The 21,838-nt window shown below is 45.8% G+C and carries 20 protein-coding genes; 1 reads left to right on the forward strand and 19 read right to left on the reverse strand.

Translation table 11 applies throughout. From position 1 onward, the window contains the following. Positions 1-122: 122 nt before the first annotated feature. Positions 123-2,201 (reverse strand): type I DNA topoisomerase, encoded by a 2,079-nt coding sequence (topA, locus tag B2M23_RS19160; protein WP_038351417.1) that lies wholly within the window; start codon positions 2,199-2,201, stop codon positions 123-125. 136 nt (positions 2,202-2,337) lie between these two features. After that, a complete protein-coding gene (gene dprA, locus B2M23_RS19165; protein WP_038351416.1) occupies positions 2,338-3,444 on the reverse strand; it encodes a DNA-processing protein DprA in 1,107 nt (368 codons plus the stop codon). A gap of 208 nt (positions 3,445-3,652) precedes the next feature. On the opposite strand from dprA, the gene B2M23_RS19170 reads away from it, so the two are divergent. Further along, positions 3,653-5,869, forward strand: a complete 2,217-nt coding sequence (locus tag B2M23_RS19170) for a bifunctional diguanylate cyclase/phosphodiesterase (RefSeq protein WP_038351415.1) — start codon at positions 3,653-3,655, stop codon at positions 5,867-5,869. 43 nt (positions 5,870-5,912) lie between these two features. On the opposite strand, the gene B2M23_RS19175 is transcribed toward B2M23_RS19170, so the two are convergent. From B2M23_RS19175 to ftsZ, 17 genes are all read right to left on the reverse strand, one after another. Further along, entirely contained in the window at positions 5,913-7,445 is a 1,533-nt protein-coding gene (locus tag B2M23_RS19175; RefSeq protein ID WP_038351414.1) for a YifB family Mg chelatase-like AAA ATPase, read from the reverse strand. A 5-nt stretch (positions 7,446-7,450) separates the two neighbouring features. Next, positions 7,451-8,860, reverse strand: a complete 1,410-nt coding sequence (locus B2M23_RS19180; protein WP_038351413.1) for an amidophosphoribosyltransferase — start codon at positions 8,858-8,860, stop codon at positions 7,451-7,453. Between the two features lie 134 nt (positions 8,861-8,994). After that, a complete protein-coding gene (locus B2M23_RS19185; protein ID WP_013380809.1) occupies positions 8,995-11,187 on the reverse strand; it encodes a bifunctional 4-hydroxy-3-methylbut-2-enyl diphosphate reductase/30S ribosomal protein S1 in 2,193 nt (730 codons plus the stop codon). A gap of 17 nt (positions 11,188-11,204) precedes the next feature. Beyond that, a complete protein-coding gene (locus tag B2M23_RS19190) occupies positions 11,205-11,780 on the reverse strand; it encodes a lysophospholipid acyltransferase family protein (RefSeq protein WP_038351412.1) in 576 nt (191 codons plus the stop codon). Further along, complete coding sequence (gene cmk / locus B2M23_RS19195) at positions 11,770-12,429, reverse strand: (d)CMP kinase (RefSeq protein ID WP_013380811.1); 660 nt, start codon at positions 12,427-12,429, stop codon at positions 11,770-11,772. Before cmk ends, B2M23_RS19190 begins: the two co-directional genes overlap by 11 nt. A 10-nt stretch (positions 12,430-12,439) precedes the next feature. Next, positions 12,440-13,678, reverse strand: coding sequence for a BaiN/RdsA family NAD(P)/FAD-dependent oxidoreductase (locus B2M23_RS19200; protein ID WP_038351411.1), 1,239 nt, complete (start codon positions 13,676-13,678; stop codon positions 12,440-12,442). Between the two features lie 8 nt (positions 13,679-13,686). Further along, a complete protein-coding gene (locus tag B2M23_RS19205; RefSeq protein WP_227162878.1) occupies positions 13,687-14,610 on the reverse strand; it encodes a MurR/RpiR family transcriptional regulator in 924 nt (307 codons plus the stop codon). 14 nt (positions 14,611-14,624) lie between these two features. Beyond that, positions 14,625-15,236, reverse strand: a complete 612-nt coding sequence (gene mnmM, locus B2M23_RS19210) for a tRNA 5-(aminomethyl)-2-thiouridylate-methyltransferase MnmM (protein WP_167617951.1) — start codon at positions 15,234-15,236, stop codon at positions 14,625-14,627. Continuing rightward, complete coding sequence (locus B2M23_RS19215) at positions 15,190-15,585, reverse strand: hypothetical protein (protein ID WP_038351409.1); 396 nt, start codon at positions 15,583-15,585, stop codon at positions 15,190-15,192. The genes mnmM and B2M23_RS19215 overlap by 47 nt, the downstream gene beginning before the upstream one ends. Next, complete coding sequence (locus B2M23_RS19220; RefSeq protein WP_197731411.1) at positions 15,578-16,303, reverse strand: pseudouridine synthase; 726 nt, start codon at positions 16,301-16,303, stop codon at positions 15,578-15,580. The genes B2M23_RS19215 and B2M23_RS19220 overlap by 8 nt, the downstream gene beginning before the upstream one ends. Continuing rightward, on the reverse strand, positions 16,300-16,911 hold the full coding sequence (scpB, locus tag B2M23_RS19225) for an SMC-Scp complex subunit ScpB (RefSeq protein ID WP_038351408.1): 612 nt from the start codon (positions 16,909-16,911) through the stop codon (positions 16,300-16,302). Before scpB ends, B2M23_RS19220 begins: the two co-directional genes overlap by 4 nt. Beyond that, a complete protein-coding gene (locus B2M23_RS19230; protein WP_038351407.1) occupies positions 16,912-17,643 on the reverse strand; it encodes a segregation and condensation protein A in 732 nt (243 codons plus the stop codon). A gap of 1 nt (position 17,644) precedes the next feature. Next, on the reverse strand, positions 17,645-18,280 hold the full coding sequence (locus tag B2M23_RS19235) for a site-2 protease family protein (protein WP_038351406.1): 636 nt from the start codon (positions 18,278-18,280) through the stop codon (positions 17,645-17,647). A gap of 2 nt (positions 18,281-18,282) precedes the next feature. Next, positions 18,283-19,560, reverse strand: a complete 1,278-nt coding sequence (gene lysA, locus B2M23_RS19240) for a diaminopimelate decarboxylase (RefSeq protein ID WP_038351405.1) — start codon at positions 19,558-19,560, stop codon at positions 18,283-18,285. Positions 19,561-19,667: 107 nt separating this feature from the next. Beyond that, the gene (locus B2M23_RS19245; RefSeq protein WP_038351404.1) at positions 19,668-20,195 is read right to left on the reverse strand and encodes an NUDIX hydrolase; all 528 of its coding nucleotides are present in this window, start codon (positions 20,193-20,195) and stop codon (positions 19,668-19,670) included. A 16-nt stretch (positions 20,196-20,211) separates the two neighbouring features. Next, the gene (gene nrdR, locus B2M23_RS19250) at positions 20,212-20,667 is read right to left on the reverse strand and encodes a transcriptional regulator NrdR (protein ID WP_038351403.1); all 456 of its coding nucleotides are present in this window, start codon (positions 20,665-20,667) and stop codon (positions 20,212-20,214) included. A gap of 9 nt (positions 20,668-20,676) precedes the next feature. After that, on the reverse strand, positions 20,677-21,771 hold the full coding sequence (gene ftsZ / locus B2M23_RS19255) for a cell division protein FtsZ (RefSeq protein ID WP_038351402.1): 1,095 nt from the start codon (positions 21,769-21,771) through the stop codon (positions 20,677-20,679). Between the last annotated feature and the right edge of the window lie 67 nt (positions 21,772-21,838).

The following is a 21,838-nucleotide window of genomic DNA, read 5'->3' on the forward strand; positions in this document are numbered from 1 at the left end:
TACCACAGCGCCTGAACCTTTTTTCTTATCTGGATAAAAGGCGCACTCTCAAGCTGGTTTACTTCTTTGACAGCCTTAGACGACCGCCCGAAACGGACGGTCATCAGTCTTATGCATATTTTCTATTGCTGATCGGACGATTTTTCAAAACCGCATTTGGCGCAGTAAATCTTCTTTCGTTTGCCCAACCCCTTTTGGAACATCGTCTGCCCGCATTCCGGACATTTTTCAGCCACCGGCATATCCCAGCTCATATATTCGCAGTTCGGGTAATTAGAGCAGGAATAAAAGGTACGTCCCTTTTTAGAGGTACGCTTGACAAGGTCTCCGCCGCATTCCGGACAGATACCGCCGGTCTTTTCAAAATAAGGCTTGGTATTTTTACATTCCGGGAAACCAGGACAAGCCAAAAATTTGCCGTATTTACCTTTTTTTATGACCATTCTGCGTCCGCAGAGCTCACAGATCTCATCGGATTCAGGATCTGCGATGGTAACCTCCGCCGCAGCCTCCTGAGCATGATCCAATTCTTTCTTAAAGCCACCGTAAAAGCTTTCCAGAAGCTTTACCCAGTCCGTTTCGCCATCTGCTACCTTATCCAGCTTCTCTTCCATCTCTGCGGTAAAGGTCAGATTGACAATATCCTCAAAATATTCTTTCATAAGGTGTGTAACGGTAATCCCCAGCTCTGTGGGCACAAAGTGCTTCTCCACTACCTCGACATAATCCCGGTTTTTGATGGTGGCGATGGTCGGCGCGTAGGTACTTGGCCGTCCAATCCCCTTTTCTTCGAGGATTTTTACCAGTGAGGCTTCTGTATAGCGTGCTGGCGGCTTGGTAAATTTCTGTTCTTTATTGATTTTAACAAGGTTTAGTTCCTCATTGTCCTCAAACTCAGGCAGACGGTTTGCTTCTTCTTTCTCTGCTGAGCTGGCTGTGCGGTATACTGCTGTGAAGCCTTTGAATTTCATGATCTCGCCCTTTGTTTTAAAGAGCAAATTTGCGCAGGCTACATCCACATCTGTTACATAATACTCAGCGTCTGCCATCTGGCTGGCGACCATGCGGTCCCAGATAAGCTTGTACAGCTTATACTGGTCCTTTTCGAGGGAATCACGCACTTCCTCCGGCAGATTAAAAACCGATGAAGGACGGATCCCTTCATGGGCATCCTGGACATTTTTCTTTTTTACTATCTTTTTCGCAGAGCTCTGCTGATAATCCGGACCATAATTAGATTCGATAAAGTCTTTTGCTTCTGCGATGGCTTCATCCGCCAAACGTGTAGAGTCAGTACGGATATAAGAAATCAAACCGACCAGGCCTTTGCCTGCTACCTCGACCCCCTCGTAAAGCTGCTGAGCAATGCGCATGGTGCGCTGTGTTGTGAAGCCCAAAACTTTGTAAGCCTCCTGCTGCAGGGTACTGGTTGTAAATGGAAGCGGCGGCTTCTGTTTGCGCACACGCTTTTTAACCCCGGCAACCGAAATGGGGTTATGCAATACTACCTGCTCCAGACGAGCCGCTTCTTCGGCATCCTTGATGGTTTTCTTTTTTCCATCTTCAGAATAGAAACGGGATAAAAAGATGTTTTTATCCCCATCTTTTTTAAGCTCCAGGTCAAGTCCCCAGTACTCTTCAGGGACAAAGGCCGCAATTTCCTCTTCCCTGTCTACAATAATACGGGTGACAACCGACTGAACACGTCCGCCACTGAGCCCTTTCTTTACCTTTTTCCATAAAAATGGGCTCAGGGAATAGCCGACAAGCCGGTCAAGTATTCTTCTGGCCTGCTGGGAATCCACCAGATCCATATCCACCGCGCGCTTGTTTTCAATGGCGGCGTTAACCGCTCTCTTGGTAATTTCATGGAATTCAATCCGGCACTTGGTATCCAGATCAATACCCAAAAAGTTGGCTACATGCCATGAAATCGCCTCGCCCTCGCGGTCGGGGTCCGTTGCCAGCAGGATGTTATCTGCCTTGTTGGCTTCCTTCTTAATTTTTTTCAGCAGCTCACCTTTTCCCCTGATCTTGATGTAATCAGGTTTAAAGTGATCTTCGATGTCAATCCCGATCCGGCTTTTGGGCAGGTCGATCACATGTCCCATAGTTGCCTGCACTTCGTAGCCCTTAGGCAGATATTTTTTTATCGTCTTAGCTTTTGCGGGTGATTCAACAATGACGAGATTTTTTGCCATTGTATTCCTCCTTCAATATATATTTTACCGTTATAACTTGTTTTTATTATGTATGATAAAAGTCAAACAAGCTTCATTATAACAAAGGAATCCTTTTTTTTCAAATTATGAATACAGAAATCCATAAGGTTTCTCTCTAAAGAATATATACCTTTCCATATTCTACTTTAACACGGTCGTCAAGCTCCAGCATGGAAAGAGCTCCATTGACAGCCCCAATCCCCATTCCAGATACTCCTACCAGCTCATCCACCGTTGTGTAGCCTTCAGCAACATAGTTTAATATTTTTTTCTGCTCCGGGTCATCTATTCCCTCAGCGGCGCGTTCGAGACTGATGGGATTATGAAAGCTCTCCGTATCCTGAGGCAGCATGTCCACATAATCCTCCAGCACATCCTCCGGCTCTGTCACTACCTTTGCACCTTCCTTAATAAGCTGGTTACTGCCAACACTCTGATAACGGGCAATATCGCCGGGTACAGCATAAACGTTTTTCCCCTGCTCCAGTGCAAAGTCGGCTGTAATCAAAGCGCCGCTCTTTTCCCGGGCTTCTACCACCAGCAGGCCATCGCACAGGCCGCTGATGATCCTGTTTCTTCTCGGAAAATGGAATTTTAATGGCGGCTCATCCATAAAAAACTCTGTGAGGATCAGCCCGCTGCGGACGATCTTTTTGTACAGCGGCTTATGCTTTTCAGGATAGCACACATTGATACCAGTCCCCATAACGGCAATGGTCGAGCCGATTCGCTCGCAGCTGCCTAAATGGCTCTCACCATCGACGCCCTCTGCCAGTCCGCTGACAATGGTAATCCCCATATCAGAAAAGGTTTCTGCCAGCTTACGGGTCTGCTTAAGCCCTGCCGGTGAGGCTTTTCGAGAGCCTACAATCCCCAGATACATCGGACGGTCCAGTAAATCAAGATTGCCCTTTGCAAACAGCCCGACCGGCGGGTCATAAATATTTTTAAGCCTTGCCGGATAAAGGCTGTTTTCAATGGTTATAAGGTCAATTCTATGGCGCTCCATAAAGCCTCTTGCCTTTGTTGCAAGGTACAGATGCTGCTGACTTCGGATGTATTTACAGTCTTTTTCCTTAACCGCACCAGAAGCCATCAGGCTTTTCTCATCAGCATTGTATATTTTTTCTGGTGTCTCAAAATATTCCAACAGCTTTAGCTTGCGCTTATTCCCAAGATCGGTCAACGACATCAGCCATATCCAGAACAGATCCCTTTCCATATCAATTCCCCTTTTAAAAATATGATACTTTATCATAACACATATTTTGACATTAATGTTGTATATTTTTAACTTTCTTCTCAAAATACCATCTTTTTCATATTTATTCCTTTTTATTCCATCCTTTTCTTTTTTGTCCTGCTGCTTCTTTAGTACTTTCGACTATGGTATAATATAAAAAAGTAATCGCATAGAAAAGAGATACTACATGAATGACCGTGGGTTAAAATCAAAAATATGGCGGCCCATTCTTGCAGCGCTGCTGCTGATATTTATGATCGTCATTATCGCTTCTGTCTACACATCCTATCTGGACCATTTTTTAGAGTCAGAAACTCAAACCACACTAAAAGAGCTGTCTCAACAGTCTGCCACCACCATCCAGAATCGTCTGAGGGGCGATTTTAATACACTGGATGCCATTGCCACCTATATCGGCAATGATTCGCCAGACAATATTCTGGACGCCCTCCCCGTTTTAAAACAGGAGAACGACCGCAATTCTTTTAAACGCATGGGCATCATCACTTCTGACGGTATCGCCCATACGACCGATGGCTATGATGAGGATTTTTCTGACCGGAATTATTTTTATAAAGCTTTAAAAGGCCAAACCGTTGTTTCCGGTATTTTGAGGGATAAATTTGGCGGAGAACCCATTACGGTTTATGCCGCGCCAATCCGTTCAGAAGATAAAGTGCTCGGCGTACTCTTCGCAACTAATGCCATCAGCCAATACAGCAACGTTCTTTCTGTAACAAGCTTTGACGGCAGGGGCTATTCCTATATCATAAACGATAACGGAGACATCATTATCCGTTCCAATCATCCCGGCAGTAATCAGGATATCGAATCGATTACAGAACTCAGCTACTCAAATGACAAAATGCGCACTAAAGTGCTTGAAGCTCTGAAAGCCCGCGAAACCTGTGTGGCAGAATACAGCCATAATGGAGAGCCTTACTACTTTAGCATTGCCCCGGTAGATACCAATAACTGGAATGTATTAATTGTAGCGCCCAAAAGCGTCGTCTCAGAAAAATCCAGTCAGATTATTCAATCGACTCTTTTAACCTGGGGGATTATTCTATTTTTCTTTACCACACTGATCGTATATATTGAAATTCATCAGAGAAAGAGCCGCCGTGAGCTTAAGCGCATGGCCTATACGGATGACATTACAGGATTTTCCAATTTTAACCGGTTTATTCTTGACAGCGAGCACTGGTTAGGTGGAAAGGAACATCTTCAATACGCAATCGTCAGCTTCGACATCGATAAATTCAAGGCTATAAATGATCTTTACGGTTTTCAAAGCGGCAATCAGCTTCTGGCCGCCATGTCTGAAACCATCGCCAGCCATCTGGATATCAAAGAAACTTTTTGCCGTGTCGCCTCTGATGATTTTGCGCTTCTGCTTCACTATAAAACCACTAAGACTCTAACTGACCGCTTGAAGGCCTTAAGAGAGCAGCTGACCTGCCGGGATTTTGATATTCCCTTTACCCTGTCCTTTGGTGTTTATCTGGTTCAGGAGGATCACCTCACCGTTAACCATATGTATGACCGGGCGGATATGGCTCGTAAATCCATTAAGGGTGCCAACGGCAATGATATTGCTTATTTTGATACCGTTATGCGCAATCAGATTCTGCGGGAAAGAGAAATTGAAAACCAAATGGATGAGGCACTGGCTTCTGACCAGTTTAAAGTCTATCTTCAGCCCAAGTACTCCCTTAAAACTTTACAGCCCGTTGGCGCTGAAGCGCTGGTCCGCTGGCTTCATCCAGAAAAAGGACTGATACCGCCAGCCGAGTTTATTCCTCTTTTTGAAAAAAACAATTTTGTCATTAAGCTGGACTTCTTTATGTTTGAATCGATCTGTAAACAGCAGCGTATTTGGATGGATCAGGGGTTGGCACCGCTGCTCATATCTGTTAATTTCTCCAGGAAGCACTTGAGCCATTCCGATTTTGCCGGGAAGCTTATGGCTGTTGTCAGAAAATATGACGTACCACCAAGCTGTTTGGAGCTTGAGGTAACTGAAAGTGCCGTTTTTGACAATATTGACGTGCTCGCTTCTGTTTTTAAGGCGCTCAATGATTTCGGGTTTAAGATCTCGATTGATGACTTTGGAACCGGCTATTCCTCGTTGAATCTGTTGAAAGAGCTGCCTGTGGATGTCTTAAAAATGGACAAAGAATTTTTCAACGAGACAACGCTGTCCCGCCGGGGAGAAAAAGTCGTAGAGAGCGTTATCCAAATGGCCCATTCGCTGGATATTAAGGTAGTCGCCGAGGGCGTTGAGACACAGGATCAAATCGACTTTTTGAAAAAAATCGGCTGTGATATTATTCAAGGGTATTATTTCGCAAGACCGATGCCAGTCAAGGATTTTGCCTGTCTGGTTTACAGTGTGCAATAAAAAAGGTGAGCGTCCAGAATTATTCTGGACGCTCACCTTTTTATTATCCTTCAGGACTAAAGCTTCGGTACTGTACTGCCTCCGATAGATGAGCGGCATTTATATCAGCAGCGCCCTCCAAATCCGCAATGGTTCTGGCCAGCTTGAGAATACGATGGTATCCTCTGGCGCTGAGATTCATTTTCTTATAAATTTTTTCCATAAGCTGCTTTTCATGCAGTCCCAGCTTACAATATTTTTCGATATACCTCGGTGAGAGCTGGGCATTGAAGTAAAGGCCCTCTTCCTTCGCATACCGCCTGTTTTGCACAGCGCGTGCCGCATTGACCCGAGCTTTGATATCCGCAGAGCGCTCACCCTTTGGCGCTGTCTCAAGCGCATCAAAATCCATGGCCGGCACTTCAATTTTTATATCGATTCTATCCAAAAGTGGCCCGGATATTTTTCCGGCATAACGGTGTATCTCACTGGTACTGCAGCGGCATTCATGGGTCGGATCACCGTAATAACCGCAGGGACAGGGGTTCATACTGGCAATCATCATAAATGAGGCCGGATAGGTCAGCGAAGCGCTGACTCTTGAAATGGTGACCTGCTGGTCTTCAATGGGCTGCCTCAAAACCTCCAGCGCGCTCTTTTTAAATTCTGGCAGTTCGTCCAAAAACAATACTCCCAGGTGCGCCAGAGATACCTCACCCGGCTTGGGGATACGTCCCCCGCCAATCAGTGAGATATTTGAGATGGTGTGGTGCGGTGATCGGAAAGGCCTTTCGGTCATTACCTGCGCATCGCGCAGAAGCCCGGCCACTGAATAAATCTTCGTGACTTCCAGCGCTTCCTCCACCGTCATATCCGGCAGAATTGACGGGAACGCTTTTGCCATCATCGATTTTCCTGCTCCAGGCGGCCCGCTTAACAGAAGATTATGGGCGCCTGCAGCGGCAATTTCAAAAGCTCTTTTTGCATGTTCCTGTCCTCGTATCTCTGAAAAGTCTGTCTCACAGTTATGAGTACTGCTTCTTTTGAACAAGGCGTCAATGTCCACCTTGCAGGGTGCTTTACAACATTCACCAGATAGATGTGCTGCCGCCTCTGCCACACTCTCCACAGGAAGAATTTCAATTCCCTCAACCACCGCCGCCTCGTACTGGTTCGCCGAAGGGATCATGATTTTTTTAAAGCCATGATCCCTGGCGGCCAGGACCATAGGTAAGATACCATTAATCGGCTTAATCTCACCGCTCAGAGAAAGCTCTCCCAGGATTACATAGCTTTCAATATCAACAGGCTCCAACTGCTCCGAAGCCATTAACAGCCCAAGAGCGATGGGCAGGTCATAGGCCGGGCCCTCCTTCTTAAGGTCTGCCGGCGCCAGATTGATGGTGATCTTTTTCATCGGATAGCTGTAGCCGCTGTTTTTCAGAGCAGAGTAAACCCGCTCCTTCGACTCTTTAACGCCCGTGTCCGGAAGGCCCACCAGCACATAGGAAGGAAGGCCGTTTAGTACATCAATCTCTACTGTAACAATCTGTCCCTCAATCCCTAAAAGGCTGCAGCTGTGAATCTGGGAAAGCATGACCGCTATTCCTTACCGTTCCAGCAATAGGTACAGACCTTACAGGGATCGATACCGATGGACTCGATCATATCCTCCAGCTCATGATATTTGAGTGAAGTAAATTTAAGTCGCTTACAGATCGTGTCAACCATTTCCTTATGATTCCGAGAATTCTGGTCTGCATAATCTGCTACGACATTCTCGTCATTATCTCCCTCACGTTCACGGATAATACGGCGTGTGATTAAATCATACTCCGAAGTAGAACGCGAGAAGTTCAGGTACTTACAGCCATACATAATTGGTGGGCAGGCTGATCGGACATGAACCTCCCTGGCACCGTTGCTGAACAGGTGGCTGGCGGTATCACTCATCTGCGTCCCGCGCACAATGGAATCGTCAATAAATAAAAGCTTTTTGTCTCTGATCAGAGCATCGACTGAAATAAGCTTCATCTTAGCGATAAGATGCCGCATGCTCTGTGTCGGCGGCATAAAGCTTCTTGGCCAGGTAGGTGTATACTTAATCAGCGGCCTTGAAAAGGGAATGCCTGATTCGTTGGCATAGCCGATGGCATGTGCAATCCCGGAATCAGGAACCCCGGCGACTGAATCGACTGGCACATCAGTGTCACGTTTTGCCAGAGCTTCACCACAGCGGTAGCGCATTGCCTCTACATTTACCCCTTCATAGGTTGAAGTTGGATAACCATAGTAAGTCCACAGGAAGGCGCAAATTTTCATCTCCTTACCCGCTGGCGATACCGTTTCATAGCCATCGGCTGTGATATAAACTATTTCATTTGGCCCCAGCTCATAAGCGTCACTGTAGCCCAGGTTTTGATAAGCAAAGGATTCAAAGGACGCGCAATAGCCATCCTCCTTTTTGCCGATAATCAAAGGTGTCCTCCCCAGGCGGTCTCTGGACGCGTAAATGCCGTCCTTTGTCATGATCAGCATGGTCAGGGAACCATCCACCATTTCCTGTGCTGCTTTAATTCCATCCAGAAGGTTATCTCTGGCAGCAATGATCGAAGCGACCAGTTCGGTAGCATTTACCTTTCCACTGCTCATTTCCATAAAATGGGCACGGTGCTTGGACAATACCCGCTCTACGATGTCATCGGCATTGTTAATCCGGCAAACTGTGGTCAACACAAAATTGCCATAATGCGCGCGGACAATAAGCGGCTGCGGGTCGCTGTCACTGATACAGCCAATGCCGATCTGTCCTTTCATTTCCTGTACATCGCGTTCAAACTTTGTACGGAAGGGTGAATTCTCTATATTATGAATTGCCCGGTCAAAGCCTTCTTCCTGATCGTAGACGGCCATGCCTCCTCTACGCGTTCCTAAATGTGAATGATAATCTGTCCCGAAAAACAAATCTGCTACACAGTCTTTTTTAGATACAACTCCAAAAATTCCTCCCAAAGTCTTTCTCCTCCACTTTATTCATGTTATCAAAAAATTCCATAGTACTATTATATACTAAGGCCCTGCTAATAAAAAGCCCTAACCAGAAAAAAACCTCTCCGGTTTTCCAGAGAGGCTTATGTTCTTATTGCTTATTTATCGTCGTCTTCGTCATCGAATGACAGACCTTCAAAAAGATTACCAAAAGCATCACCTAAGGTTACATTAGCTGATTCTTCATAAACAGTTTTATTCTTATTCTGTTGTGGTCTTCTTCTTGGCGCATCAGATCTTGGTGCAGAGGATCTTTCATAAGAAGAATCTGATTTTTTCTGTCTTGCAGGTCTTTCAGGCGCTTCTAAGGTTGCTTTGATACTCAGGCTGATTTTTTCTTTTTCAGTATTGATACCAATGATTTTAACCTTAACAACATCGCCCGGTTTCAGAACAGCTGCAACAGACTCTACACGATCATAGCTGATTTCAGAAACATGAATTAAGCCTTCAACGCCTGGCAAAATTTCAGCGAAAGCACCAAAATCCAGTACGTTTGTGATCTTAACTTCAACTTCGTCATCCACTTTATAGTTTTTAACGAATTCTTCCCAAGGTCTTTCTTTAAGGGCCTTAACGCTCAGTTTGATCTTCTTGTCTTCATCGTTCTTGGAAATAACCTTTGCTTCGATTTCCTGACCTTTTTCTACCAGGTCTTTTGGTTCGTTAGCTCTTTCCCAGGTTAAATCAGAACGATGCACAAAACCATCAATTCCGTTTAAGTCTACGAAGATACCAAAGTTAGTGATGGTTTTAACGGTACCGCCCACGATATCGCCGACTTCAAGCTCGTCAAAACGTTTTTCTTTGGCTTCTCTTAAAGCTGCCTGTTTTTCTTTGATTTCTTTTTCAAGAATAACCTTCTGTGACAAGATGGCTCTTCTTCTCTTTGCGTTGTAGTCAATGATAATGCCTTTAACGTCTTCGCCGATTAAAGATTCAAGATCTTTGACATAACGCACATGATACTGGGATGCTGGCATGAAGATATCTGTAAATCCGATATCAACAATGAGACCGCTGCCAGACACGCCTTTTACTTTACCTTCTAAAACAGTTTTATTTTCAAAGGCTTCTGCTAACTGACGCTGAACTGCCTGATTGTCATATTTGATCTTAGACAATTTAACGCTGCCAGAACCGTCATTTAAGTCGGTCACAATAGCATTGACTTTATCACCAAGTTTGACAAGGTCTGCCAGTTCTTCATCATGTTTCCATGTGAAGTCATTCTTCTTAATGACTGCATCTGCCTTATATCCAATATTCAAAATAACTTCATCATTGTCAATGTGAATTACTTCACCTTCTACTGGGGCACCCTTTCTGATTGGTTTGAGGGATTCTTCAATCTCAGCTGCGAAATCGAAATTAGCGTCTGCAATTTCGTTTGCTGTCTGCGCTTTTGCAGCTTCTGTTTCCTGAACCACCTCTTGAGTTTGTTCTTGTTCCAATTTGTTTTCTTCCATACTTTCCGTTACCTCCTTAACGATCCAATCCGGTGTTGATGCGCCCGCTGTGATTCCGATGGTTTGATACTTCTTAATCTCATTAGGGTCTAATTCTCCGGCTGTTTCTATATGACAAGTGTTTTTGCAATAGGTCTTACAGATATCTAATAATTTTTGGGTATTGGAACTATGATATCCGCCTATTACGATCATATATTCTACTACCTTTGCAGTTTCTGCCGCAGCCGCTTGTCTTTCAGCTGTTGCACTGCAAATAGTATTAAATATAACAATTTCATCCGCTTTCGACTTCAGGGCTTCTGTAATTTTGTTAAAATTTGCCTCGATGATCGTCGTCTGCGCCACTACACATATTTTATCATATTTTTTTAAATTTTCTACACTTTTTATGTCGTTTATAACAATTGCTTCGTTATTGCACCAGCCTGTAGCGCCAACGACCTCCGGGTGCTCCTGATTGCCGACAATGACAATCTGGTAGCCCTTTTTGTAGTAATCCTCAACTTTTTTCTGCATCGCCCTTACAAAAGGACATGTCGCGTTGACAATTTCAAGGCCCTTGGCCTCAGCCGCCTCAATCACATCCTTCCCCACACCGTGAGAACGAATGATGACGCAGCCATGGTCTATTTCATCGATGGTCTCCGCCTTGACAACCCCTCTGCCGATCAGCCGATCCATTTCCTGACGGTTATGGGATATATCCCCCAGGGTATAGATTGATTGATTCTGGTGGTTTGCCAGAGTATCCTCGACCATTTTCATGGCGTTTTCAATTCCAAAGCAGTAGCCTGCCTTATCGGCAATGATAATCTGCATAGTCTATCTCCATTATTTTATTGTAAATCATAGACAATGTCCATAATTTTTTCACTTATTTTTGACATTTCTTCAGGTTTCACTTTTTTTCCATAATATTCGTTTAATTCAATGGGTTTTCCGAATTTTATGTTTATTTTACCTCTAAATTTGTATTCACCTTCAATATGTACCGGCAGGATGGGAGACTTGGTTTTTAGGGCAAACACCACGAAACCTTCCATTGGTTTCTTGCGTTCGCCGTTTTTTACACGGGTCCCCTCCGGGAAAATGCCCAGAATCTCACCATTTTTGAGAACTCTTAAGGATTCCTTTAGTGTTTCCAATGAAACCTTTCCCCTGTCGACTGGAATGGTACCCACGGCAAGCAGCACCTTTCTGACAATAAAATTTTTATAAAGCTCGGCCTTGGCCAGAAAATGCACCTGCCGATTCATATGGGTCGCCACTGCCAGAGGGTCATAATTACTGATATGATTGGGGCAAAGGACAACCCCGCCTGTCTCCGGGATATTTTCTTCCCCTTCCACATGGATGTTATACAGAATAAGGTTTAAAAGCTTGATAATGGCTCTTCCGAATCTATAAAACATGGGCCTTTCCTCCCCGGATATTATCTAAGATTACCTGGCAGACTTCCTCGATGCTTTTGCCGGTCGTATCGACCACAATGGCATCCTCTGTACAGACCAGCGGCCCTTCATCGCGGTGGCTGTCATTGTAATCGCGAACCGCAATGCTTTCACGGATACTGTCAAAATCCTGATCAATTCCCCTGGCCTGCTGCTCAATAGCACGCCGTCTGGCGCGTTCATCAATGCTGGCATCCAGATAAAATTTATAGTCTGCCTTGGGAAGCACAACAGACCCGATATCTCTGCCATCCATAATAACAGAATGGCAGCCTGCAATGCTCTGCTGCTGGCCGACCAGCAGTCTGCGGACTTCACCAATACAGGCAACATCTGACGTGTGCCTGCTGACAATGGGCAGACGGATCTCTTCTGTAACCTTCTCTCCACTCAGGTAAACATCTGTCCCTTTAAAATCGATGGTGTTCTCTTTTGTAAAATCGGCAATGGCCTTCTGATCCGAAAAATCTATTTTATTTTTCCAGATACCATAGGTAATGGCCCGGTACATGGCGCCGGTATCTAAATATAGAATACCCAATTCCTTTGCAATTATTTTCGCAATGGTACTTTTTCCTGCCCCAGCGGGGCCGTCAATCGCAATTTGCATAAAGCTCTCCTTAACCTTCTTCCGATAAGCCTGCCAGCCATCCGGTACTGGCGGCAATCTGTATGTTAAATCCTCCGGTCAGGGCATCGACGTCAATCATTTCGCCGGCAAAATAAAGCCCCCGGACGAGTTTTGATTCCATTGTGCTCGGGTCGATCTCTTTGACATCCACACCGCCAGAAGTGATAATGGCGGTATTGATATCCTGAAGAGAGGTCACGTGGAGCGCCAGCCCTTTAAAAAGCTCTGCCAGATGCCTGCGTTCCTCCCGCGTGATCTGGTTCACCCTTTTATCTTCTGGAATCCCTGAACATTTTACCATAACCGGAATCATTTTTGAAGGTAATAAATCAACTAAACCGTTAATAAAATGCTTGTTATGATATTTTTCAAAGTCACGCTGCAGCCGCACATCCATCTGTTCCATGCTGAGAGCCGGCTTCAAATCAATGGTCAAAGTATAGTCTTCATATGGCGGCTTCATAAAAGCACTCATGGTAAGGACCAGCGGACCGGAAACACCAAAATGCGTAAAAAGCATTTCCCCCGCTTCATGGCGGATCTTTTTCCTGCCCTGTTTCATGGTCAGCCCTACATTGCGAAGGGAGAGGCCCTGAAGCTTCGGCACCCATGCCTCCTGGGTATTGACGCCCACTAATGATGGTCTCAGCGGGGTTACCCGGTGTCCGAGGTCTCTGGCCATTTTAAAACCGGAACCGTCAGAGCCTGTTGAGATATAGCTTCTCCCGCCAGTGGCCAGGATGACCCGATCATAGTTTTCGATTCTTCCATTCTCAAAACGGACACCTGTAACCTTTACCCCTTCGCTGCTCTTTGCTGTCTCGACAGCGGCAATACGCTGGTTCAGGAAGACCTGTGCCCCTTCGCGCTCCAGAATTTTCCTGTAGGCTTTAATGACATCGCTAGATTTGTCACTCTTGGGAAAGACCCGCTCGCCCCGCTCAATTTTAAGGGGACAGCCGTTTTCTTCCATCAGATCCATAAGCGCATCATTTGTAAAGGTATAGAGGGCCGAATAAAGGAAATTTTTGTTGGTGACAATACTGTCAAAAAATTCACTTATGTCACAGTGATTGGTCAGGTTGCACCGGCCCTTGCCAGTAATATACAGCTTTTTGCCCAGTTTTTCATTCTGGTCGTAAAGGTCTGCCTGCTGGCCTGAGCGCAGCGCGGCAATGGCTGCGCTCATCCCTGCCGGGCCGCCGCCGATAATGGCTGTTTTTTTCATTTTCTCTCCTATAAATCCTTGACAAACTCGTCACCGGTATAAATATAATGTTCTTTCCAGATTTCTTCGAGCTCATTAAAGGTCTGTTTTGTTTCTTTGATATTTTTAAAACCAACGGCCACTACCAGCGCGTTAATCAGACTTAAAGGCGCCACCAGGGAGTCCACGAAGGAATAAACATTGCTCTTCGCAATGAGCTTGTGATCGGCAAACTCATTGATGGGTGCGTGCTCATTATCCGATATGGTGATAATCCTGGGACCCCGGTTTTTAAGAAATTCTACAGCCTCATAGGTTTTCTGCGCATAGCGCGGGAAGCTCATGGCAATGACCACGTCGCCCTCGCCAATTTTGATCAAATGCTCATATATGTCTGTTACACCGTGATTGATTACCCGGACATCATCCAGGATCAGGTTCAGGTAATAGCCCAGATGCTCGGTCAGCAGACTAGTTGTTCTAAAACCGATAATGACCACCTTGCCTGCACTGCGGATCAGGTCTACGCATTGCCTGAGCGCTTCGTAATCAAAGGATTCAAGGGTTCCGTTGATGCTGTTGATATCACTTTTGAGCACCGCGGCCACAGAGCGCTGCATCAGCTTTTCTTTTTCCTCGTCACCCAAAGTCATGTTGATGCGCTCAATGGTCGTCAATTTACTGTTTATTTCATTTTTAAGGGCCTTTCTGAACTCTGGATAGCCTTCATAGCCTAAAGACAGCGCAAAGCGCACAACCGTCGCTTCACTGACCTTAACATGCTGCGCTACTTTGATGGCGGACATATCCGGAGCCTTTTCATAATTTTTCATCACAAAGGCTGCAATTTTTTTATGGCTCTTGCTCAGGCCTTTATAGCGCTCCTTAATCTCTGCAAAAATATCCCTTAGTTCCGGTTTGCTGTCTTGTTTCATATCCGATGATTGATTCATTTCCGTTATCTGCCTCATTTTGTCTTTTCCGCCAAAATTAAATAGGGCGGATTATTTTTATTGATTGTCTCAAGCTTGTGCACATTAAACCCTGCTCCAAGCTGCGCGCACCATTTTTCAACGGCCATGCTCTCCTCCAGTCCGGCTAGATGCCGGTACAGGCAAAGCGTCATCAGCCCCTTTGGCGCCAGCAGGGTTACACTGCTTTCAAGTGCTGCCAGTGTGGTATCTGTCTTTGTAACGATTTCTTTGTCTCCATGAGGCAAATACCCTAAATTAAACATAATACCCATTATCTTAGAGTCCTGACGAAGCTCTGGTATACTGCCCATTGTTTCGTGCCCCTTGTGAAAAAGAAGGACCCGGTCTCTTAAGCCCTCGGCCGACAGGCGCTGCTCGGTTTCTTTCAGGGCTTCTTTCTGGACGTCAAAAGAGTAGACCTTTCCGCACGCTCCCACACTCCGGGCCAGCAGACAGGTATCTGCACCTGTCCCGGCGGTCGCGTCGACGGCGGAGTCTCCCATGCGTAAGTGCTCGGCCATCAAGGCTCCTGCCAGCAGGGTCACTCTCCTGAATTCATTAATCGACGGCACCGGCACACCCCGGACACGGTTTAAAAAATTCATCGACATAAGCGTCATGGCTGATGTACTCACCGCAGTCCCTAAATTGATGGCCTTTAAAGTACGCCTTCAGTGTCTCCGGCACATTGTAAACCCTGCAGGCTTCACACCCAAGCTCAGCCGCCTGAAACAGCGTGGTGCGGATCAAACCGTCCAGCACCGCCATTGGCACCTCCGGCTTAATATTTAAAATATCATAAAGCTCTGCTGTTTCACCCTTTACCATAAAACGGGCAACAGCAAGAAGCGCTTCGTCATCCATGGCTGTCATATAAAGGCTCCGCTTGTGTTCGGGCTCCTTAAAATAAGGAGCGACCACCTCAAAACTTTTAGGAATCACAATTTTAATCATCTTTTTCTCCCCTCAGATAACGTATTTCTTCCTCAGTAAGATAACGCCATTCACCAGCCTTTAACCCTTTTAAGGTAATACTGCCAATAGCTGTCCGCTTAAGGTGAATGACGGGATGGCCGATTGCCGCGCACATTTTACGAATCTGGCGCTTCCTTCCCTCGTGGATCGTCATTTCGAGCAGGGCTGTGCTTCTGTAAGTCTTTATTACCTGCACTGAAGCGGGCGCAGTGGTATGCAGTGTATGGTCATCATCCTCGATCTGGACACCTTCAGCAAAAAGCTTCAGCTCTCCGGTACTGGGGAGCCCTTTTACCAGCCCTTCATAAATTTTGTTAAACTCATGGCTGGGGTGCGTCAGTCTGAAAGTAAGGTCTCCGTCATTGGTTAAAATCAGCAGCCCCTCCGTATCCTTATCCAACCGCCCCACGGTAAACAGCCGCTCCTTAATGGGCAGCAGATCCATCACAGTCTGGTCGGCGTGGCGGTCTGCCGAGGTAGAAACCACACCTTTTGGCTTGTTCAGCAGCACATAAATTTTTTTGTCCTCCGCGATGGTTTTACCATCCACTGTAATCCTGTCGGCTTCCGGGTCTACCTGAAGCCCTGGTGTCAGCACTGCCTCACCGTTGACACATACCCTGCCTGCGGCAATCAGTTCTTCTGATTTACGTCTTGAAGCAACGCCACACTGGGCCATATATTTCTGTAATCTCAATTCAATTCCTCAACTGTGTTTATTTCCATATTTTCCGCCATAGAAGCGGAGATATCGATTTTCTGCTGTTCTCCCTCAGCAAACTGCTCAAAAGCCGGCAAATCCTCGATATGCTTCAAATGAACGGTCTTTAAAAAGGCGGGGGTTGTTTTATAGAGAATCGGCCGGCCCGGCGCTTCCATCCTGCCAGCCTCCTTGATCAGCCCCCGGTCAAGGAGCCGCTGAACAGAACTGTTGGAGCTGACCCCTCTCAGATTATCAATATCGATACGGGTAATCGGCTGGCGGTAGGCAATGATCGAAAGCGTCTCAAGAGCCGCCTTGGACAGCCCTGTGGGCTCCTGCTGCCCCAGTACCTGACGGATAAAATCGTAATGTTCAGGCTTTGTGGACAGCTGCCATGTGTGATTGACCTGCACTAGGCGAAGCCCTCGTTCCACACTGCCATAGTCCTTTTCCAGTTCTGACATAAGGGCCTGAATGGTGTTCCCGTCCAGCTCCATCGCCTTTTCAAGCTCACGCAGCGCGACAGGCTCACCGGCGGCAAAAAGGATGCCTTCGATGATTCCCTTTAGACGCTTTTTATTACTCTTTGAAAGTTCCTGCATTTATTCCTCTGTCCTCTGTCTGATGATAATTTCCTGAAATACACGGTTCTGAAAAAGCCGTATGTTATTAATTTTATACATCTCCAAAAGCGCCAGAAAGGTTACAACAACTTCTCCCCGGCTGACTTTTTTTCTGAACAGCTCTGAAAAATGGAGTTCTCCAGAGCGATTGAGCTCAAACTGGTGCTCGATGTAATCAATTTTTTCCTCTACAGTAAAAACTTCCCTTACAATCTCCTGAGAAAAATCTTTGAACTCAATCTCATCGTTGTATAGGGAAAATATGTTGGAGTATGCTTTAAAAATATCCTCAGGGTTGATCTCAACCTCGGCGTCCTGGGTCATAACCGGGATATATTCCGGATCCTTATAGACGGCATGCAGCTCTGCGCACTCCCGTTCTTCCAGATAAATGCTGATATTTTTAAAGATTTTATACTCTATAAGCTGGCGTACCAATTTCTCTTTCAGGTCTTCTTCGTCCTCTTCCTCATCCTTTGCTCTTGGCAGAAGCATTCTGGATTTAATCTCCAAAAGCTTGGAAGCCATAACCACAAACTCACTGGCAACCTCCATATCCAGCTCGCGCCACTTCTCAATATGAGCCAGATACTGATTTGTGATTTCTGCGATGGGAATATCGTAGATATCAATTTTATTCTTTTGAATTAAATGAATGAGAAGGTCCAGAGGACCTTCAAATTTCTCTAAACTGACTTCGTAACTATTCATTTTATGACCAAAGCATTAAAAAAAGTGGGTTTAATATCATTCTAAATAAACCATCAATCCCGTTGATGATGGGTGTAATAATCAGACCGAACACATTAAATACAACCAGCAGCAGCAGAATGATCATCCCATAACGTGAAAACTGGTAGAATTTCTGTTTTGCATTGTAAGGCAAAAACTCAGCCAGAATCTGTGACCCATCGAGGGGTGGAATGGGAATAAGGTTAAAGACTGCAAACATCAGGTTATACAGGTACAAATACTGCAGAATCTGCAGCAGATACACGTTGGCAAAGGGCGAAACCGCGTAGATCGCAATGAGCGAAATAAAGCCTAACAAAAGGTTTGTGAAGCAGCCCGCCAGACTGACAACAATGATTCCCTTCCGATGATTTTTAAAATTATTCGGATTAACCGGCACAGGCTTTGCCCAGCCAAAACGAAAAAGCAGCATACTGATAAAACCGATGGGGTCAATGTGCTTAAGGGGATTAACCGTCAGTCGTCCCGCCAGTTTCGGGGTTGGATCCCCCATCGCATCCGCCGCGTAGCCGTGGGCCATTTCATGAAAAGAAATGGCGACTAAAATACCGGGCAGGCTCAGCAGCAGGTTGATAAAATAATTTGCGCTAAACATAATCAGCCCTCGAGCCAGGAAGGAATCCTGTCATTCTTGACCAGATCCTCAAAGCTTTCACGTTCAACCAGTATTGCTGACTGATCGCCCTTCAAAAGGACAACTGCCGGCCTTCTGAGACGATTATAGTTGCTGGCCATTGAATAATTATAGGCCCCTGTATGAAGCACTGCCAACGTATCGCCTGGCTGAGGAGACGGCAGCTTAATGGATTTAATTAAGGTATCTGTCTCACACGCTTTACCGCTGACTGTTACTTCTTCCATCAATGCTTCATCCTGAGGTTTATTGCAGATCACGGCATCATAGTCCGCTCCGTAAAGCGCCGGGCGGGGATTATCTGCCATACCCCCGTCAACACTTACGTACTTTTTGAGTCCCGGGATTTCTTTGACAGTTCCCACCGTATATAAAGTAATACCTGCCGGAGCCGCTACTGAACGGCCAGGCTCTACCACGATTTTAGGCATCGGAACCTGTCTCTGCTCAGCCATCTCACGCATATGGTCGACCATTTTAGGAATATAGTTAGTGACGTCAAAGCTGGGATCTTCCTTCAAGTAAGGAATACCAAAGCCGCCGCCCAGATTAATCTCAGTCAGATTAAGCCCATCGGAGAGCAATGCCTTATAAAGATCAAGCATAACTTCCGAAGCCAGTAAGAAAGGCTTTTCATCTGCGATCTGAGAGCCGATGTGACAATGAATGCCGACAGTCTCCACAAACTCCATTTCTTTTGTGCGGCCGATAATCTCACGGGCCTGGCTCAATGGCAGGCCAAATTTGGAGTCAATCTTCCCTGTCTGTATAAGCTCATGGGTATGGGCTTCAATGCCGGGAGATACCCGAAACAGCACCTTGACAGGCTGCTCAAGCTCCTCAGTCAAAAGATGCAGCCGTTCCAGCTCCCATTCGCTGTCGACAACGATACGGCCTACCTTGTAGCCGAGGGCCATTTCCAGCTCTGCCTGGTTTTTATTGCTGCCATGAAAGCAGATACGTGCAGGATTAAAACCACTTTTTACAGCAGTATAAAGTTCTCCGCCCGATGCCACGTCCAGAGAGATGCCCTCACTTGCAATGATCCGGCACATTCCCATATTTAAAAAGGTTTTGCCGGCATAGTTCACATCATAATCCGCGCCCGCCGATTCAAAGGCATCCTTAATACGGTTAATGTTCCCTCTTAAAATATCTTCGCTCATAACGTAAAGTGGCGTGCCGTATTTTTGCGCTAACACCACCGTGTCATGACCGGAGAATATAAAATTTTCTGTCATTCGGTTTCTCCTTAAAAGCTTTAATTTATTTGTTACAAATAATAAGAAAAGTGATCTGTTATCCTGTGTGCAACACAGATGATAATAGACCACCTCGATGATTTTATTTACATAAGAGAAAAAAAGCGACCTAAAACACAGGCAGTCTTTGCGTCTGAAAACTTTCCTTTGAGGTAAAGCGCTCGGACTGTCCGTATAGGCATTTCGACAATTTCGATGAATTCATCATCATCCTGTTTTCTCGGCTCAATAACAAATTGAGACGCCATAAATAAAGTGGTCACTTCATTGGTAAATCCCGGTGAGGGCCACATTTCTCCTAAAAAGTGCAAATCCAGGGGCTTCAGGCCAATTTCCTCCTGTAACTCCCGCACCGCTGCCTCTTTTGGATCTTCACCCACTTCAACCAGACCAGCCGGTATCTCCAGGATCACTTTTTCGATGGCCTTTCTAAACTGGCGCACGAAAATAATCCGGTTTCCTCTGACAGGCAAAATACCGACACCCTGCTTGTGGTCTACCAGTTCCCGGAAAGAAGTACCTCCATCCGGAAGCTCGACTTCGTCGACCTTTAAATTTAAGATGCGTCCATTGTAAATCTCTTTAGACGCAATGGTTTTTTCAAAAAATCTCATTCACTACTCCACGCCTTCAGCGTTCAGACATAAGGCGGTTCAGTTCATCCATAAAAGACTCAACATCCTTAAACTCACGATAAACTGATGCAAAACGAACGTAGGCCACCTGATCGATATCCTTAAGCGCATCCATGACGCGCTCTCCAATGTAGGATGATTCCACCTCTTTATCTTCAACCTGATAAAGCTCCTTTTCCATCAAATCAACAACACGCTGGATGTTGTCGATGGGCACCGGACGTTTCTCACAGGCTTTGATCATCCCGTTTAAAATTTTATTTTTATCAAAGGGTACACGCTGACCGCCCTTTTTAACAACGATCAAGGGAATGTTTTCAATCCGCTCATAGGTCGTAAACCTTTTGGCGCACCGGATACACTCCCTTCTTCTACGAATCATAGTGCCTTCTTCAACAGGTCGTGAATCAACTACTTTGCTTTCGTCATAATCACAAAAGGGACACTTCATTCAGACACCTTAGTCTTCGTTGCTTAAAAATCCAGGAATCGCAAATTCGCCAGCGGCGCTGGTTGTTTTGGTTTCAGGCTTAGCAGTCGTGTTTGCAGCAGCAGCGTTTGCGCTGTTCAGGATAGCAGCTTTTTTAGCTTCCACTTCTTCTGCCGGTAAGAAACCAGTCGCGATAACAGTAATCTGGATTTCATCGCCAAAACTTTCATCAATGGTCGCACCAAAGATAACGTTAGCGTCTTCGTCAGAAGCTTCTCTCGCAATGGTAGCGGCTCTGTCGACTTCAAAGAGTGACAGGTCTTCACCTGCGGTAATATTTAAAAGTACGCCGGTAGCGCCGTCAATTTCGGTTTCCAGAAGCGGGCTTAAGATCGCTTCTTTTGCAGCTTCTTCTGCACGGTTTTCACCGGAGGCACGGCCAACACCCATGTGCGCCAGACCGGCATCCTTCATGATAGTCTTAACATCGGCAAAGTCAAGGCTTACGAGACCTGGCATAGAGATCAGGTCAGAAATACTTTTAACACCCTGTAATAAGACATCATCCGCCAGCTTGAAAGCGTCTCTTAAGGAAGTGGTCTTATCGGCCATTCTTAATAAACGGTCATTTGGAATGGTAACCAGCGCATCGACATTATCCTGAAGGAAATCACTGGCAATCTGAGCGTTGCGCATGCGGACTCGGCCTTCAAAAGAGAATGGCTTGGTGACAACACCAATGGTTAAGATTCCCATTTCACGGGCAATTTTTGCAATGATCGGCGCAGCACCGGAACCGGTTCCCCCGCCCATACCAGCAGTGATAAATAACAGATCTGTTTCCTGAATTAAATCTGCAATGGCATCACGGCTTTCTTCTGCAGACTTCTGACCCATTTCCGGGTTACCGCCTGCACCAAGACCGCCGGTGGTCTTTTCACCAATCTGAAGGCGTTTTTCAGCCAGGGTCAGGGCTAATGCCTGATTATCAGTATTGATGGATATGAAGTCAACACCCTTCAGACCTGATTCGATCATGCGGTTAACGGCATTGTTCCCGCCGCCGCCAACACCAATTACACGAATTCTCGCAAAATTATCATTGTAGCCATCTAATTCAATCACTTTTCTTCCTCCTCTATTTCACGTAAGAAACTCTTAGTTTGTTTTTTATCATCATTTTTTTGTTCTT

Source organism: Eubacterium limosum, from assembly GCF_000807675.2.
GTDB classification, from domain to species: domain Bacteria; phylum Bacillota; class Clostridia; order Eubacteriales; family Eubacteriaceae; genus Eubacterium; species Eubacterium limosum.

Excerpts from the sequence above, each read along its gene's own strand:
- B2M23_RS19205 (WP_227162878.1), bottom strand. The coding sequence starts at position 14,610 with ATGAATCAATCATCGGATATGAAACAAGACAGCAAACCGGAACTAAGG.
- B2M23_RS19175 (WP_038351414.1), bottom strand. The coding sequence starts at position 7,445 with ATGCTTTCCCAGATTCACAGCTGCAGCCTTTTAGGGATTGAGGGACAG.
- lysA (WP_038351405.1), bottom strand. The coding sequence starts at position 19,560 with ATGACAGAAAATTTTATATTCTCCGGTCATGACACGGTGGTGTTAGCG.
- B2M23_RS19200 (WP_038351411.1), bottom strand. The coding sequence starts at position 13,678 with ATGAAAAAAACAGCCATTATCGGCGGCGGCCCGGCAGGGATGAGCGCA.
- B2M23_RS19230 (WP_038351407.1), bottom strand. The coding sequence starts at position 17,643 with ATGAATAGTTACGAAGTCAGTTTAGAGAAATTTGAAGGTCCTCTGGAC.
- B2M23_RS19185 (WP_013380809.1), bottom strand. The coding sequence starts at position 11,187 with ATGCAGATTATCATTGCCGATAAGGCAGGCTACTGCTTTGGAATTGAA.
- B2M23_RS19190 (WP_038351412.1), bottom strand. The coding sequence starts at position 11,780 with ATGTTTTATAGATTCGGAAGAGCCATTATCAAGCTTTTAAACCTTATT.
- cmk (WP_013380811.1), bottom strand. The coding sequence starts at position 12,429 with ATGCAAATTGCGATTGACGGCCCCGCTGGGGCAGGAAAAAGTACCATT.
- B2M23_RS19235 (WP_038351406.1), bottom strand. The coding sequence starts at position 18,280 with ATGTTTAGCGCAAATTATTTTATCAACCTGCTGCTGAGCCTGCCCGGT.
- B2M23_RS19215 (WP_038351409.1), bottom strand. The coding sequence starts at position 15,585 with ATGATTAAAATTGTGATTCCTAAAAGTTTTGAGGTGGTCGCTCCTTAT.
- scpB (WP_038351408.1), bottom strand. The coding sequence starts at position 16,911 with ATGCAGGAACTTTCAAAGAGTAATAAAAAGCGTCTAAAGGGAATCATC.
- B2M23_RS19245 (WP_038351404.1), bottom strand. The coding sequence starts at position 20,195 with ATGAGATTTTTTGAAAAAACCATTGCGTCTAAAGAGATTTACAATGGA.
- topA (WP_038351417.1), bottom strand. The coding sequence starts at position 2,201 with ATGGCAAAAAATCTCGTCATTGTTGAATCACCCGCAAAAGCTAAGACG.
- B2M23_RS19170 (WP_038351415.1), top strand. The coding sequence starts at position 3,653 with ATGAATGACCGTGGGTTAAAATCAAAAATATGGCGGCCCATTCTTGCA.
- nrdR (WP_038351403.1), bottom strand. The coding sequence starts at position 20,667 with ATGAAGTGTCCCTTTTGTGATTATGACGAAAGCAAAGTAGTTGATTCA.
- dprA (WP_038351416.1), bottom strand. The coding sequence starts at position 3,444 with ATGGAAAGGGATCTGTTCTGGATATGGCTGATGTCGTTGACCGATCTT.
- mnmM (WP_167617951.1), bottom strand. The coding sequence starts at position 15,236 with ATGAATTTTTTAAACCGTGTCCGGGGTGTGCCGGTGCCGTCGATTAAT.